The sequence below is a fragment of the Cedecea sp. VD22 genome, from assembly GCF_037150195.1.
Classification (GTDB): domain Bacteria; phylum Pseudomonadota; class Gammaproteobacteria; order Enterobacterales; family Enterobacteriaceae; genus Cedecea.
This window is the reverse complement of the sequence record NZ_JBBCPX010000001.1, coordinates 671870-686458: the sequence shown is the minus strand read 5'-3', so window position 1 is coordinate 686458 and position 14589 is coordinate 671870. Positions and strand designations below refer to the sequence as shown.

The 14589-nt window shown below is 56.9% G+C and carries 14 protein-coding genes; 6 read left to right on the top strand and 8 right to left on the bottom strand.

The annotated features are described in order from the left end of the window. Window positions 1-22 precede the first annotated feature (22 nt). The 6 genes from nudK to napF form a co-directional block, all read right to left on the bottom strand. The gene (nudK, locus tag WFK85_RS03285; protein WP_336706805.1) at window positions 23-598 is read right to left on the bottom strand and encodes a GDP-mannose pyrophosphatase NudK; all 576 of its coding nucleotides are present in this window, start codon (window positions 596-598) and stop codon (window positions 23-25) included. Between the two features lie 747 nt (window positions 599-1345). Further along, window positions 1346-1948, bottom strand: coding sequence for a cytochrome c-type protein NapC (gene napC / locus WFK85_RS03280; RefSeq protein WP_008460173.1), 603 nt, complete (start codon window positions 1946-1948; stop codon window positions 1346-1348). Between the two features lie 3 nt (window positions 1949-1951). After that, the gene (napB, locus tag WFK85_RS03275; RefSeq protein ID WP_336706804.1) at window positions 1952-2401 is read right to left on the bottom strand and encodes a nitrate reductase cytochrome c-type subunit; all 450 of its coding nucleotides are present in this window, start codon (window positions 2399-2401) and stop codon (window positions 1952-1954) included. 86 nt (window positions 2402-2487) lie between these two features. Then, window positions 2488-4974, bottom strand: a complete 2487-nt coding sequence (napA, locus tag WFK85_RS03270; RefSeq protein ID WP_336706803.1) for a nitrate reductase catalytic subunit NapA — start codon at window positions 4972-4974, stop codon at window positions 2488-2490. Beyond that, on the bottom strand, window positions 4971-5234 hold the full coding sequence (gene napD / locus WFK85_RS03265; protein ID WP_039295845.1) for a chaperone NapD: 264 nt from the start codon (window positions 5232-5234) through the stop codon (window positions 4971-4973). Before napD ends, napA begins: the two co-directional genes overlap by 4 nt. After that, complete coding sequence (gene napF / locus WFK85_RS03260; RefSeq protein WP_008460180.1) at window positions 5224-5715, bottom strand: ferredoxin-type protein NapF; 492 nt, start codon at window positions 5713-5715, stop codon at window positions 5224-5226. Before napF ends, napD begins: the two co-directional genes overlap by 11 nt. A 351-nt stretch (window positions 5716-6066) precedes the next feature. On the opposite strand from napF, the gene narQ reads away from it, so the two are divergent. The 3 genes from narQ (at window position 6067) to acrD (ending at window position 11700) form a co-directional block, all read left to right on the top strand. Further along, a complete protein-coding gene (narQ, locus tag WFK85_RS03255) occupies window positions 6067-7776 on the top strand; it encodes a nitrate/nitrite two-component system sensor histidine kinase NarQ (protein ID WP_336706801.1) in 1710 nt (569 codons plus the stop codon). A gap of 19 nt (window positions 7777-7795) precedes the next feature. Then, the gene (narP, locus tag WFK85_RS03250; RefSeq protein WP_166871949.1) at window positions 7796-8437 is read left to right on the top strand and encodes a nitrate/nitrite response regulator protein NarP; all 642 of its coding nucleotides are present in this window, start codon (window positions 7796-7798) and stop codon (window positions 8435-8437) included. A gap of 152 nt (window positions 8438-8589) precedes the next feature. Beyond that, window positions 8590-11700, top strand: coding sequence for a multidrug efflux RND transporter permease AcrD (acrD, locus tag WFK85_RS03245; RefSeq protein ID WP_008460186.1), 3111 nt, complete (start codon window positions 8590-8592; stop codon window positions 11698-11700). Window positions 11701-11813: 113 nt separating this feature from the next. Here acrD and ypfM read toward each other — a convergent pair whose 3' ends face one another. After that, on the bottom strand, window positions 11814-11873 hold the full coding sequence (gene ypfM, locus WFK85_RS03240) for a protein YpfM (protein ID WP_139827443.1): 60 nt from the start codon (window positions 11871-11873) through the stop codon (window positions 11814-11816). A gap of 202 nt (window positions 11874-12075) precedes the next feature. On the opposite strand from ypfM, the gene WFK85_RS03235 reads away from it, so the two are divergent. The 3 genes from WFK85_RS03235 to WFK85_RS03225 are packed head-to-tail and all read left to right on the top strand — an operon-like array spanning window position 12076 to window position 13780. Further along, window positions 12076-12432 (top strand): ArsC family reductase, encoded by a 357-nt coding sequence (locus tag WFK85_RS03235; protein WP_039306442.1) that lies wholly within the window; start codon window positions 12076-12078, stop codon window positions 12430-12432. Window positions 12433-12436: 4 nt separating this feature from the next. After that, window positions 12437-13564, top strand: a complete 1128-nt coding sequence (gene dapE / locus WFK85_RS03230) for a succinyl-diaminopimelate desuccinylase (RefSeq protein WP_336706799.1) — start codon at window positions 12437-12439, stop codon at window positions 13562-13564. A 27-nt stretch (window positions 13565-13591) separates the two neighbouring features. Then, the gene (locus WFK85_RS03225; protein WP_008460189.1) at window positions 13592-13780 is read left to right on the top strand and encodes a YpfN family protein; all 189 of its coding nucleotides are present in this window, start codon (window positions 13592-13594) and stop codon (window positions 13778-13780) included. A gap of 42 nt (window positions 13781-13822) precedes the next feature. Here the strand turns inward: WFK85_RS03225 and ypfH are convergent, their stop codons facing one another. After that, the gene (ypfH, locus tag WFK85_RS03220; protein WP_336706798.1) at window positions 13823-14518 is read right to left on the bottom strand and encodes an esterase; all 696 of its coding nucleotides are present in this window, start codon (window positions 14516-14518) and stop codon (window positions 13823-13825) included. Window positions 14519-14589: the final 71 nt, after the last annotated feature.

Below are 14589 nucleotides of genomic sequence, written 5' to 3'. Positions count from 1 at the left end.
AATAACATGATTTTATGGAGTTTTACCCCATAATATTGCGCAACTGTAGCTGTTGAAGCAGTATCACTGTCTTCCCGTCGCGAATTTCCCCATTCTTCACCATCGCCATTGCCTGGCTAAACGGGATTTCCAGCACGTCGATATCTTCATCTTCCACGCCGCCGCCGGCGCCTTCTCGCTGAGAATCACTGTATTCTGCCAGATAGAAATAGACGATTTCGGTCACGCCGCCGGGAGACATATACAACTCAAAGACTTTCTCAACCTCTCCTACCTGAAAGCCCGTTTCTTCCATCGCCTCTTTGCGGGCGCAGACTTCCGGCTCGTCGGCATCCAGCAGCCCAGCACAGGCTTCTATCAGCATGCCGTCTTCATTCCCGTTAACCCAGGTCGCGACGCGGAACTGGCGTGTTAGCACCACACTTTTCTTTTCGCGGTTATAAAGCAGAATGGTCGCCCCGTTGCCCCGGTCATAAACTTCGCGCTTATGACGCACGCTTTCGGCCCCGTTACGAGACAGGTCATAGGTAATATTGCGCAGGATGAAGTAGTTATCAGACAGGACTTTATCTTTGATGACTTCGATACATAACGACATACGGTCTCCACAAGGCGGTAAGGGAGCCGACAATCATATGCCGTTCTGTGAGCGTTGTCGCGTGGCGTTAGGTTTGTTTTTGTATGGGTGTTGAAACGAGAAGGAATATTTTAGTTCGCAGTTTTTCCGTTCACCGTAGCATCATTTATTTCTGCCACTTCCATAAATAGTGAACGTGTCAGGGGGCATTACGCCATGCCCCCTGACAACCCCCGGCGCCCGGCGAGCTCATCGCCGCTGAAGCGGTAAACCCACCGGCTATCACCCAAACATTCGGGGTCGTTCGCGATTCGTTCCCGACGATCGCTCTCTTTCGCTGTTCCCGACAGCTCAACCCCGCCTGAGTTGGGTCATAACCGGGGGCGATGAGAGCCGGGGACAACGGCATGGCTGTAAGACCTGAAGCGACTGTTAATTTCTGTTTGGCTGTGAATTTAAAGCGAGGCACGGCTCCGGCTTAAATCGCCTGCGTTTTCTCTCCGACTGGCCAGGGTCCGGACGTCGGGAACGGCCGGAGGCTGAGAGCGTCGGGAACGCATCTCAGCCGACCCAGGGCTGGGAGATAAAACGGAGGTCTGCCGCTTCAGCGGTCGATTTATTTGGCCGGGAGTCCGGGGTCTCGGGGGAGTGACGGTGACTCCCCTGAGCCGTTCACTAACTCGATGGTGACATATTAAACAGGTTTGGAAGTGAACGGGGCCTTAGCTGATCCTTCATAAGCAACCCTCATCAGATCCTCTGACTCGATCAAAACCCCGCCTCAACCTCTCGCATATCCGGCAGCTTATGCGCTATGCCTTTATGGCAATCAATACAGGTTTTTCCGTCTTTGATCGCCTCATCATGCATTTTGGCCGCCACGGTTTTCTGTGCGGTGAAATCCATATAGTCGAAGTTATGGCAGTTTCGACACTCCTGGGAGTTATTGTTTTTCATCCGCCGCCACTCGTTTTGCGCCATCGCCAGGCGGTGATCGTCAAACTTCTGCGGCGTGTCTATCAGCCCAAAGGCCTTGGCGTACAGCTCCTTGCTGGCCTGAATTTTACGGATCATTTTCGGCACCCATTCGTGCGGCACATGGCAATCCGGGCAAGTCGCACGCACGCCACTGCGGTTGTTGTAATGCACCGTGCCCATGTATTCCTCATACACGTTATTACGCATTTCATGGCAGCCGATGCAGAACTCTTCGCGGTTGGACATTTCCATCCCGGTGTTGAAACCGCCCCAAAAAATTATCCCGGCAGCAAAGCCAATCAGCAGCAACGTGCCTAGCGCTAACCGGCTCGGCCTGCGCCACCACTGCCACACGCGTTTAATGATGCCGGGTTGACGAGTTGATTTATCCATAACTTATTTCCCAAACCCTTTGGATGGCTCGAAGGTATTTTCAACAATCGGGGCAACATCCGCCTGGGGCACGTGGCATTGCAGGCAGAAATAGCGGCGAGGCGCCACGTTCGAAAGCACCTTGCCGTCGCTATCCATAAAGTGCGTTGGGCTGATGCGCGGAGCCCCCGTGGTGCGGTAGCTTTCAACGCCGTGGCACTGCAGGCAGCGGTTGCTGGTCGGCGTGACCTGGTAACCGTCCACGCTGTGCGGGATCATCGGCGGCTGGTTAACGTAGTTCAGCGCCATCCGTTGCTGCTGCTTTGGCATCAGCACAGCCCCTTCCGGGGTGCCGGACACTTCAGGCGATTGCTTAAGATCCACGCCAGTTGCCGCCCAAAGCGCACCGCTGACAACCAGAGTGAATGCCGCTCCCCATTGAAACAACGCCTTCATCAGGCCTTGGTTATTCATGATTTAGCTCCCAGGCTCCATCGAATTGTTATTCTGAAAATACCCTCCGGGCACTTAGCGATGCCGCGACCGAAGGGCATTGCGCGTTACACCTTCGCCAGCTTTACGGCGCACTTCTTGAAATCCGCCTCTTTGGAGAGCGGGTCGGTGGCGTCGAGCGTCAGGTTATTCACAAGCTGCGCGGCGTCGAAGAACGGCATGTAAACCAGGCCTCGGGGCGGCTTATTGCGGCCACGGGTTTCGACGATGGAAACCACTTCACCACGGCGAGAAATCACCTTCACTTTGTCGCCACGGCGCAGACCGCGCGCCTGGGCATCCAGCGGATGCACAAACGTGACGGCCTCGGGGAAGGCACGATGCAGCTCCGGCACGCGGCGCGTCATACTGCCGGTATGCCAGTGCTCGAGCACACGCCCGGTAGATAGCCACAGGTCGTACTCCTGGTCCGGGGCTTCTGCCGCCGGCTCGAACGGCAGCGCGAAGATCACCGCTTTCCCGTCCGGTTTACCGTAGAACTTGAAGCCTTCCCCGGCCTTAACGTACGGATCGTGGCCCTCGCTGTAGCGCCACTGGGTTTCTTTCCCGTCGACCACCGGCCAGCGTAAGCCCCGGGCTTTGTGATACTCGTCAAACGGGGCCAGATCGTGCCCGTGCCCGCGGCCAAAGCTGGCGTATTCCTCAAACAGGCCTTTTTGCAGGTAGAAGCCCAGCTCGCGGGATTCGTCGTTTAGCTGCTCTGCTGCCAGTTCGGTCACCGGGAACTTGCGGACCGCATCGCTGGCAAACAGCACATCGAACAGGGTTTTGCCCCGGTATTCTGGTTTTTTCTCGAGAAGCTCAGCAGGCCAGACATCCTCGACCTTGAAGCGTTTTGCGAAGGTCACAAGTTGCCAGAGATCGGACTTCGCCTCGCCCGGCGCGCTCACCTGCTGACGCCAGAACTGCGTACGGCGCTCGGCGTTACCGTAGGCGCCCTCTTTCTCAACCCACATTGCCGTCGGCAGGATCAGATCCGCCGTTAACGCGCTGATGGTCGGATAAGGATCGGAGACGATGATGAAATTACGCGGATCGCGCCAGCCCGGCATACGCTCTTCGGTGATATTCGGCCCGGCCTGCATGTTGTTGTTGCACATCACCCAGTACACGTTGAGCTTGCCGTCTTTCAGCGCCCTGTCCTGCGCCACTGCGTGCAAACCCACTTTGGCTGGAATAGTGCCGGCGGGCAGCTGCCAGGTTTTTTCGACGATCTCCCGGTGCTTTTCGTTGGTGACGACCATGTCTGCCGGTAAGCGGTGTGCAAAAGTGCCCACTTCACGCGCGGTGCCGCAGGCGGACGGCTGCCCCGTCAGCGAGAATGGCCCGCAGCCTGGCTGAGAGATTTTCCCGGTCAGAAGATGCAGGTTGTAAACCAGGTTATTCGCCCAGACGCCGCGCACGTGCTGGTTAAAGCCCATCGTCCAGTAGGAAATCACTTTCTTATTCGGGTCAGCGTAGAGCTTCGCGAGCGCTTCAAGCTGGTCTTTCGGCACCCCGCTCATTGCAGCGGTTTTCTCCAGCGTGTACTCGGCGACAAACGTTTTGTATTCGTCGAAGCTCATCGGCTCGGAAGCGTCAGATCCCGGATTCTTCGCAGCCTTTTCCAGCGGGTGCGTCGGGCGCAGCCCATAGCCAATATCCGTCACGCCACGGCGCAGGTTAACGTGCTGCTTAAAGAACGACTCGTTCACCGCGTTGTTCTGAATGATGTAGTTGGCGATGTAGTTCAGGATCGCCAGATCGCTTTGCGGCGTGAAGACCATACCGTTGTCCGCCAGCTCGAAGCTGCGGTGCTGGAAGGTCGAAAGCACGGCAACCTTGACGTTTTCATCGGTCAGGCGGCGGTTAGCGATGCGTGACCAGAGCACCGGATGCATCTCCGCCATGTTGGAGCCCCAAAGCACAAAGGCGTCCGCCTGCTCAATATCGTCATAGCAGCCCATCGGCTCATCCATGCCGAAGGTGCGCATAAAGCCCACGACGGCAGACGCCATGCAGTGACGCGCGTTCGGATCGATGTTGTTCGAACGGAAGCCTGCCTTGAACAGCTTCGCGGCGGCGTAGCCTTCCCACACCGTCCACTGGCCGGAGCCAAACATGCCGATGCCGTCCGGGCCTTTCTCTTTCAGGGCGTTCTTGAATTTATCTTCCATCACGTCGAAGGCTTTTTCCCAGCTTACCGGCTGGAACTCGCCCTCTTTGTGGTACTGCCCGTCTTTCATGCGCAGCAGCGGCTGGGTGAGACGATCTTTTCCGTACATGATTTTTGGCAGGAAGTAGCCCTTAATGCAATTCAGCCCTCGGTTGACCGGCGCTTCCGGGTCGCCCTGGCTTGCGACGACGCGGCCGTTTTGGGTCCCCACCAGCACGCCGCAGCCGGTACCGCAGAAGCGGCACGGCGCTTTGTCCCATTTAATGGCATCGGGTTTGCCGACCACCGCACGAGCCACGCCCGGTGCGCTGAGGCCCGCCGCCGCGGCAGCTGCGGCAACGGCATTCGCTTTCATAAAGCTACGACGACTGAGTTTCATGGTGCTTCCTCACCTTGTTCATTCTGCTGGTGATAAACCAGCGACACCGCCAGCACGCCGGAGATATTGCGTGCCCGCTCAATTTGTTCCAGCAGCGTGTTGCTTTCGGCGGCTTCAATAACCACCGCAAGTTTGCCGCTGTCGATATCGTCAACCGCAACCTCGCTGCCGGGCAGCGAGTTGATCGCGCTGCGTACGGCAGCAACATGTTCAGGTCTGGCCTGAACTACCAGGCCGCATACGTGCCAGTCAGTGTGCATTTTGTGGCCTCAGGGTGATGGCTGACGTTGGGCACCCGGCAACACAAGCGCCGCAGCCGTGACAGGCAGACAAAGAAATCTGTGGACGGGAAACGTCCTGCAGAGTGGGGATGAACCGGATGGCCTGCGGTTCACAGGCATCTTCGCAGCTGCGGCATTCCACCTGATGCCAGGCCAGACAGGTTTCGGCGAGCTGTAAAGTCAGTGCCCAGGGTTGCGCTGATTGCGGGGCAAAAAGCCGCTGAGGGCAGGCGTCCGCGCACGCGTAGCAGAAAGTGCACTCCCCCCGGCTAAAGTCGATTTCGGGGTAGCCGCCCTGGCCACGGCGAAGCACCCGGCTCTGACAGGCGGTCACGCAGCTATCGCAGCGCGTGCAGTCCAGAAGAAAATGGTTTTCATCGCCGCTCCATGGAGGGCGAACAGCGGGAGTAGAACTGTGCCAGCCCCCGGTCAGCAGGCCGCGACGGGTCAGTTTAGCCATTGGGCAGATCCTTGCTCAAAATGCCCGGCCAGGTCGCCACCGGGTAGAAACGTTATTCTTTTTATCCGCGTATTATCTGCGGTTTTTACGGCACTTAAGGTATGTGATGAGGGGTTACAAAAGCATCCCCATAAAGGGGTAAATGCCGTTGTCGGATCAAAGAGGTGCACGGTTTCGGCGTGACGAGGAGGAATCAGCAGATGTAAGGCAGACGTTATGCTGTCGCAAAGCTTGCGTTAAATACGGCTGCATTTTTCGCGCTGGGGCGAAAAAGTCACCGCCAGGCGTTTGCGTCTCAGGCAGATTCTGGTAGGTTTCGCTCCACCGCATACTTTAAAGGGTTATTCCCCCGTGACAGTCAAACGCTCGGTCTCCACCAGCCTTGCCCGCGCTTTCTTTTCGATTGTTTTGCTGTCATTGCTTTCCACCGGCATCGCGATGCTGACGCTCGCCAGCAGCCTGAAAGACGCAGAAGCGGTGAACATTGCGGGCTCGCTGCGTATGCAGAGCTACCGTCTGGGCTACGATCTTCAGAGTAACCCCAGGGCTATTGCGGCACATTTACAGCAGTTTCAACAGTCGCTGAACGCCCCAACATTGCTGCAGCTTAACCGGTTTTGGGTGCCTGCTGAGGTGCAAGCTCGCTATAACGCTCTGCAGCAGGCCTGGCAGCAAATGCAACAGCATATTCAGAACGAAGACATCGACTGGTACCGCTATAACATTGCCGCCTACGTGGAACAAATCGACCTGTTTGTGCTGGCGCTGCAGCATTATGCCGAGCGAAAAATGATGCAGGTTGTCGCGGCTTCGGTGGTCGGTTTTATCGCTATTTTTACCCTGGTATTCTTCACTTTGCGCCGCATCCGCCAGCAGGTGGTCATGCCGCTCAATACCATGGTGGAAGCGAGTAAAGCTATTGAGCGGGGCGAATTTACCCTCCCGAACCTTGACCGCTCTCTGCCCAATGAGCTGGGTGCCCTGGCACAGGCTTTTATCCGCATGGCGGATGAGCTGCAAAAACTTTATCGTTCCTTAGAGCAGCAGGTGGAGCAAAAGACCCTGCGCCTGCAGGAAGCCAACCGCATGCTCGAAGTGCTGTACAGCTGCTCCCAGGCGCTGAACGTCAGCACCATCAATCGCGACTGTTTCATGCAGATCCTGCAAATCATCCACCAGCATGAGGCGGTCAGCGCCCTGGAAATGCAGGTGGGTGAAAACTGGCGGCTGACGGAAGGCTCCCCGGTCCCGGACGAAAAATGGCATACCCTGCCGCTGGTTCAGCAGGACAGCGCTTTTGGCACGCTGCGCTGGCAGTCACCGGATAAAGCCCCTTCCCAACAGCTGATGAAAAGCGTGGCCACCATGCTGGGGCGAGGTGTGTACTTTAATCAGGCACAAAAACACTACCAGCAACTGCTGTTAATGGAGGAACGGGCTACGATTGCCCGCGAGCTGCATGACTCTCTGGCCCAGGTGCTCTCATATCTTCGTATCCAACTGACGCTGCTCAAGCGCGCGGTGCCCGAGGAAAACCTGCCCGCACAGCGAATTGTCGGGGATTTTTCCCAGGCCTTAAACGACGCCTATCGCCAGCTACGTGAGCTGCTCACCACCTTCCGCCTGACGCTGCAGCAGGCAGATTTACCCGCCGCGCTGCAGGAGCTGCTTGAACCGCTGCGCGAGCAAACCCAGGCAGACATTAGCCTGAAATGCAGCATGCCGACTCAGGTTCTGGACGCTTCGCAGCAAATCCACCTGCTGCAAATCATCCGGGAGGCGGTACTGAATGCGATTAAACACGCCAATGCGAGCCATATTGAGGTGGTTTGCCGCTCAGAAAGCGGCGGCGAGCATTTCGCTTCGGTATTTGACAACGGGCACGGGATCGCCAGCCTTGAAGAGCCGGAAGGTCACTACGGGCTGAATATCATGCACGAACGCGCAGGCCGACTTGGCGGCCAGCTGACAATATCCCGTCCGCCAGAGGGCGGAACGCGAGTAGAAGTCCACTTTACCTCTGCGCCTCCGGCTGACGCCGGGAGTCATAACAATAATTAGCTTTAGTCAGGAGTTAGCAATGTCTGAGAAAACGGTATACCAGGTTTTAATCGTGGACGATCACCCGCTGATGCGGCGCGGAGTACGCCAGTTGCTTGAGCTGGACAGCACGTTTACGGTCGTCGGTGAAGCCAGCAGCGGTGCGGAGGCCATCAGTTTAGCGAATCGCCTGTCGCCGGATTTGATTCTGCTCGACCTGAACATGAAGGGCCTGAGCGGCCTCGATACGCTCAACGCCCTGCGCCGGGACGGGATCAGCGCCCGCGTGGTTATCCTGACCGTGTCCGACGCCCGCAGCGATATCTTTACGCTGATTGATGCCGGGGCCGATGGTTACCTGCTGAAAGACAGCGATCCGGAGGTTTTATTGCAGGACATTCACCGCTGCCTGACGGGTGAAAAAGCATTTAGCGAGCAGGTACGCGAGTATCTGACCAACCGTGGGAGTGAGCGGCAGAGCAGCGATCCGTTTGCTATTCTCACTGAGCGTGAGCTGGACGTGCTGTCAGAGGTGGCCCGTGGGCTGTCAAATAAGCAAATTGCCAGCGGGCTGCATATTTCAGAAGAGACGGTAAAAGTGCATATCCGTAACCTGCTTCGTAAGCTGCAGGTAAGGTCACGCGTCGCGGCCACGGTATTATTTTTGGAAAGCCGGGGTTAAAACGACCCAATAAACGGTATGGTTACAAATCCTGCCAATTCCAAAGCATATTTACACTATCTCCTAGATTTCTCCACGTTTGACTAAGCGGTTAAAGCTACAGTGATGCGGTTATTGATAACAATTAGAAGCTTTTAAGGGGTCCTGACCGCATGGCGAATTTTTTCATTTCTCGCCCCATTTTTGCCTGGGTGCTGGCAATTTTACTTTGCCTGACCGGGGCACTGGCTATTTTTTCACTGCCCGTCGAACAATATCCCGATCTTGCGCCACCCAACGTAAGGATCACCGCCAACTATCCAGGCGCTTCCGCGCAAACTCTGGAAAACACCGTCACGCAGGTGATAGAGCAAAGCATGACCGGCCTGGACAACATGATGTACATGTCGTCCCAAAGCAGCAGCGCCGGTCAGGCCACCATTACCCTGAGCTTTAAGGCCGGGACGGACCCGGACTCTGCGGTACAGCAGGTGCAAAACCAGCTGCAGTCTGCGGTAAGAAAGCTGCCGCAGGACGTGCAGACTCAGGGCGTCACGGTGAACAAGACCGGTGACACCAATATTCTGATGGTGGCCTTTGTTTCCACCGACGGCAGCATGGATAAGCAGGACATCGCTGACTACGTGGCCAGTAACGTACAGGACCCGATGAGCCGCGTGAACGGCGTCGGCAGCGTCGATGCTTACGGCTCGCAGTATTCCATGCGTATCTGGCTCGACCCGAATAAGCTCATCAACTACCAGATGACCACCCAGGACGTGGTCACCGCCATCAAATCCCAGAATGCGCAAATTGCCGTGGGCCAGCTTGGCGGCACGCCGTCGCTGGATAAACAGGCGCTGAACGCCACCATCAATGCCCAGTCGCTCCTGCAAACACCGCAGCAGTTCAAAGACATTACGCTGAGGGTGAATCAGGACGGTTCGCTGGTCACGCTGGGGGATGTGGCGGACGTTGAGATGGGGGCGGAGAAATATGACTTCCTGAGCACCTACAACGGGCAGCCCGCTTCCGGGCTTGGCATTAAGCTGGCTTCCGGTGCCAACGAAATGGAAACCGACAAGCTGGCCCGCGCCAAGATCGAAGAGCTTTCGCAGTTTTTCCCACACGGTCTGGAAGCTAAAATCGCCTACGAAACCTCCCCGTTCGTAAAAGCCTCAATCACCGACGTGGTGAAAACGCTGCTGGAAGCGATTCTGCTGGTGTTCCTGGTGATGTACCTGTTCCTGCAAAACTTCCGCGCCACGCTTATCCCGACGATTGCCGTACCGGTGGTGCTGCTCGGCACCTTTGCCGTGCTGTATGTCTTCGGCTACAGCATTAACACGCTGACGATGTTCGCCACCGTGCTGGCTATCGGCCTGCTGGTGGATGACGCCATCGTGGTGGTAGAAAACGTCGAGCGAATTATGAGCGAGGAAGGCCTCTCCCCTCGGGAGGCGACACGCAAATCCATGGGCCAAATCCAGGGAGCGCTGGTCGGCATCGCCATGGTGCTCTCCGCCGTGTTCGTGCCGATGGCGTTCTTTGGCGGCACAACCGGGGCGATTTACCGCCAGTTCTCGGTCACTATCGTCGCCGCCATGGTGCTCTCGGTGCTGGTGGCGATGATCCTCACCCCAGCCCTGTGTGCAACCATTCTTAAGCCGCTGCATAAAGGTGAGCATCACGGCCAGAAAGGCTTCTTTGGCTGGTTTAACCGCACCTTCAACCGCAGTGCCGAACGCTACGAAAACGGCGTGGCAAGAATCCTCTCCCGTAGCCTACGCTGGATGCTGATTTATGCCCTGCTGCTTGGCGGCATGGTGTTCCTGTTCCTCAAACTGCCGACGTCATTCCTGCCCCAGGAAGACCGCGGCGTGTTCACCACGTCAGTACAGCTTCCGAGCGGCGCAACGCAGCAGCAGACAACCAAAGTGGTGCAGCAGGTGGAGCAGTATTACCTCACCAAAGAGAAAGACAACGTCGTGTCGGTGTTCTCCACCATTGGCGCAGGCCCGGGCGGGAACGGGCAAAACGTGGCGCGCATGTTTATTCGCCTGAAGGACTGGGACGAACGCAGCGCCGACGGCAGTTCGTTTGCCATCATTGAACGGGCCACCAAAGCCTTTAATAAGATCAAAGAAGCGCGCGTCATTGCCAGCAGCCCGCCCGCGATTAACGGTTTGGGCAACGCCGCAGGCTTTGATATGGAGCTGCAGGATCATGCCGGCGCGGGGCACGATGCGCTCATGCAGGCGCGTGACCAGCTGTTGGAAATGGCCGGCAATAACCCGCAGCTCACGCGAGTGCGCCACAACGGCCTGGACGACAGCCCGCAGCTGCAAATCGATATCGACCAGCGTAAGGCTCAGGCGCTGGGCGTCTCCATCGATGATATCAACAACACCCTGCAAACGGCCTGGGGCTCAAGCTATGTGAATGACTTTATGGATCGCGGGCGCGTGAAGAAAGTGTATGTCCAGGCTGCGGCCAAGTACCGCATGCTGCCGGACGATATCAATAGCTGGTACGTGCGTAATAAAACAGGCGGCATGGTGCCGTTCTCCGCCTTTGCCACTTCCCGGTGGGAAACAGGCTCGCCTCGCCTGGAGCGATACAACGGCTATTCCGCGCTGGAAATTGTCGGGGAAGCGGCACCTGGGTTAAGTACCGGTACCGCCATGGACATTATGGAAGATCTGGTCAGCAAGCTGCCGAACGGCTTTGGTCTCGAGTGGACGGGCATGTCCTACCAGGAACGCCTCTCCGGCGCGCAGGCACCTGCCCTGTATGCCATTTCATTGCTGGTCGTATTCCTGTGCCTTGCGGCGCTGTACGAGAGCTGGTCCGTGCCGTTCTCCGTCATGCTGGTGGTACCGCTTGGGGTGATTGGCGCCCTGCTCGCCACCTGGATGCGAGGCCTTGAGAATGACGTTTACTTCCAGGTCGGGCTGCTAACGGTGATCGGCCTTTCGGCGAAAAATGCCATTTTAATCGTCGAATTTGCCAACGACCTGAACGCCAAAGGCCAGGACCTGGTTGCCGCCACGCTTGAGGCCTGCCGCCAGCGACTGCGCCCGATATTAATGACGTCCCTGGCGTTTATTTTCGGGGTTCTGCCGATGGCGACCAGCACCGGGGCAGGCTCCGGCAGCCAGCATGCGGTAGGCACCGGCGTGATGGGCGGGATGATCTCCGCCACCGTGCTGGCCATCTTCTTTGTGCCGCTGTTCTTTGTCCTGGTGCGCAGACGCTTCCCGCTCAAAGAGCACCACGACTAAACTCTCGGGCAATAAGCCACAAAAAAGGCGGCCTTTTCAGGTCGCCTTTTTGCTGATGTTCGCAGAGTATTCAGTACCAGAATATCGCGCCGTTGCTTTTTATGCCGGAACGCTTATTTGCGCAACATACCTTCGATGAAGTCTTTCCACTGCCCTAATTCGTGCTCGATCATAACCGCCTCTCTTGATGTTGGCGCAAGTATACGCGGATATATCCTGCAGTTGAACCTTTTTTGAGCGGTCAACTATTGAGCGCCATCACAAATATATCGTTAGCAGAATAACGGTTTAGCACTGAATCGCGGCTCGATAATTCCCCTCACCTGCGGCAGAATGGTTGCCCTATGGCAAACTAAAACGGAACCGACCGCCACTATGATCACCATGTACGGCATTAAAAATTGCGACACCATCAAAAAGGCGCGCCGCTTTTTAGAATCTCAGGGCGTGGATTACCAGTTTCACGACTATCGTGCCGACGGGCTGGACGCTGCATTGCTGAACAGCTTCATCGCTGAGCTTGGTTGGGAAGCGCTGCTAAATACGCGGGGCACAACCTGGCGCAAGCTGGATGAGGCCCATCGCGCATCCATTAATGACGCACAAAGCGCGGCGGCGCTGATGCTGGAGATGCCGGCAATCATCAAACGCCCATTGCTCTGCGCGCCCGGTCAGCCTATGCTGCTGGGTTTCAACGAAACTCATTATCAGCAGTTTATCAACGAGGTATAGTCCTATGTCCTGCCCGGTTATTGAGCTGACGCAACAGCTTATTCGTCGTCCTTCCCTGAGCCCCGATGATGCCGGTTGCCAGGCGCTGCTGATTGAGCGCCTGCGCGCGATTGGTTTTACCGTTGAACACATGGATTTTGGCGACACCCAGAACTTCTGGGCCTGGCGTGGGCAGGGTGAGACGCTGGCGTTTGCCGGGCACACCGACGTGGTGCCATCAGGGGATGCCGACCGTTGGATTAACCCGCCGTTTGAGCCCACGATTCGCGACGGAATGCTGTTTGGTCGTGGCGCGGCGGACATGAAAGGTTCGCTGGCGGCGATGGTGGTAGCGGCTGAACGTTTTGTGGCCCAGCACCCCAACCATAAAGGCCGTCTGGCGTTCCTGATTACCTCCGACGAAGAAGCCAGCGCAACCAACGGCACCGTGAAGGTTGTTGAAGCGCTGATGGCGCGCCGCGAGCGTCTGGACTACTGCCTGGTTGGCGAGCCGTCCAGTACCGAAGTCGTTGGCGACGTGGTGAAAAATGGCCGTCGCGGCTCCCTGACCTGTAACCTGACCATTCACGGCGTCCAGGGCCACGTTGCCTACCCGCATCTGGCCGATAACCCGGTACATCGCGCAGCGCCAATGCTGGCAGAGCTGACGGATATTGAGTGGGATAAGGGCAACGAGTTCTTCCCGGCCACCAGCATGCAGGTTGCCAACGTGAATGCCGGCACCGGCAGCAACAACGTTATTCCGGGCGATATGTTTGTGCAGTTTAACTTCCGCTTCAGCACCGAGCTAACCGATGAAGACATCAAGCAGCGCGTTATCGCCCTGCTGGATAAGTACGAACTGCGCTACACCGTCGAGTGGTGGCTTTCCGGTCTGCCGTTCCTGACGTCACGCGGTAAGCTGGTGGATGCGGTAGTGAACGCCGTTGAGCACTATAATGAAATTAAACCGCAGCTGTTAACCACGGGCGGTACATCTGACGGGCGCTTTATCGCCCGCATGGGTGCTCAGGTTGTTGAGCTGGGGCCGGTGAATGCCACCATTCATAAAATCAATGAATGCGTCAACGCCGCCGACCTGCAGCTGCTGGCCCGGATGTATCAGCGCATTATGGAACAGCTTGTCGCCTGACGGGCAACCAACTGAAGAGGTATCAGCATGGAATGGCTATCGCATTACTGGTGGATTATTGTCCTGGTGTTATTACTGGGGATTTTTATTAACGTCATTAAAGACCTGAACCGAATCGATCCGAAGAAGTACATGGCAGACAAGCCTGAGCTTCCGCCACATCGTGATTTTAACGATAAGTGGGATGACGAGGACGACTGGCCTAAGAAGAAATAGCAGTCTGTCTCACTCCGGGCGATTCCGGAGTGAGACGGATATTTACAGCAGCTCAATCAGATCATCATCTTTCGGTGCCGCGCCGCCGCTCAAAGCCTCATCGAAATAGTGCTTCGGCACGGTGTAGCGCAGGTGATCCAGCGCCGCCTTCATGCTGCGGTCGTCTATCGCATGCCCCAGATCGTCAATCAAATCCAGCGTCACGTCCCCGCCCAGGCTAAGTAACTTCTCGGCGGCATCCACCGCGTGTGTCGCGTGGATCACTTTGTCGTTGTCGCCATGGATAAGATGGATTGTGGTGCTGGTGGAGGCCTGCTGCGGCAGCTCCGCATAACGCCCGCTAAAAGCAATGACCCGAGCCGCAAGACCCGGCTGAGCCTTAATGCTCTCCAGCGCCATAATGGCTCCCTGCGAGAAACCAATTAGCGCCGTAGCCGTGGGCGGCACACCGCTTTGCCGCTGCCAGTCATGCACGGCTTCAATAAACTCAGGCATCGCGGCATCCACGCGTTGCTGACGGTTGTCTTCCGTCACGCCTGCCACGGAAAACCACTCCCGGCCTGCGCCGCTTGGACCAGGGCCGCTAATACTGACCACCAGTGCGTCAGGAAACTCTGGCGCAAACCAGCTCCCAATTTCGCCCATGGCTTTGGCCGTGTCGCCTACGCCGTGAAACAGCAGTATCAACTGGCTGGCCGGCGTTGCGGGGCTTTGGACAACAAAATGGTCATGTTTCATGGTTTTCTCCTGGTTAATGGAGACAACTATACGCCGCTGCATGGGGATGACCATGCCGTTTCATTGAACAA

Coding starts and splice junctions, on each gene's coding strand:
- napC (WP_008460173.1), bottom strand. CDS start 1,948: ATGGATAAATCAACTCGTCAACCCGGCATCATTAAACGCGTGTGGCAG.
- napD (WP_039295845.1), bottom strand. CDS start 5,234: ATGCACACTGACTGGCACGTATGCGGCCTGGTAGTTCAGGCCAGACCT.
- napF (WP_008460180.1), bottom strand. CDS start 5,715: ATGGCTAAACTGACCCGTCGCGGCCTGCTGACCGGGGGCTGGCACAGT.
- napA (WP_336706803.1), bottom strand. CDS start 4,974: ATGAAACTCAGTCGTCGTAGCTTTATGAAAGCGAATGCCGTTGCCGCA.
- nudK (WP_336706805.1), bottom strand. CDS start 598: ATGTCGTTATGTATCGAAGTCATCAAAGATAAAGTCCTGTCTGATAAC.
- WFK85_RS03225 (WP_008460189.1), top strand. CDS start 13,592: ATGGAATGGCTATCGCATTACTGGTGGATTATTGTCCTGGTGTTATTA.
- napB (WP_336706804.1), bottom strand. CDS start 2,401: ATGAATAACCAAGGCCTGATGAAGGCGTTGTTTCAATGGGGAGCGGCA.
- acrD (WP_008460186.1), top strand. CDS start 8,590: ATGGCGAATTTTTTCATTTCTCGCCCCATTTTTGCCTGGGTGCTGGCA.
- WFK85_RS03235 (WP_039306442.1), top strand. CDS start 12,076: ATGATCACCATGTACGGCATTAAAAATTGCGACACCATCAAAAAGGCG.
- ypfH (WP_336706798.1), bottom strand. CDS start 14,518: ATGAAACATGACCATTTTGTTGTCCAAAGCCCCGCAACGCCGGCCAGC.
- narP (WP_166871949.1), top strand. CDS start 7,796: ATGTCTGAGAAAACGGTATACCAGGTTTTAATCGTGGACGATCACCCG.
- dapE (WP_336706799.1), top strand. CDS start 12,437: ATGTCCTGCCCGGTTATTGAGCTGACGCAACAGCTTATTCGTCGTCCT.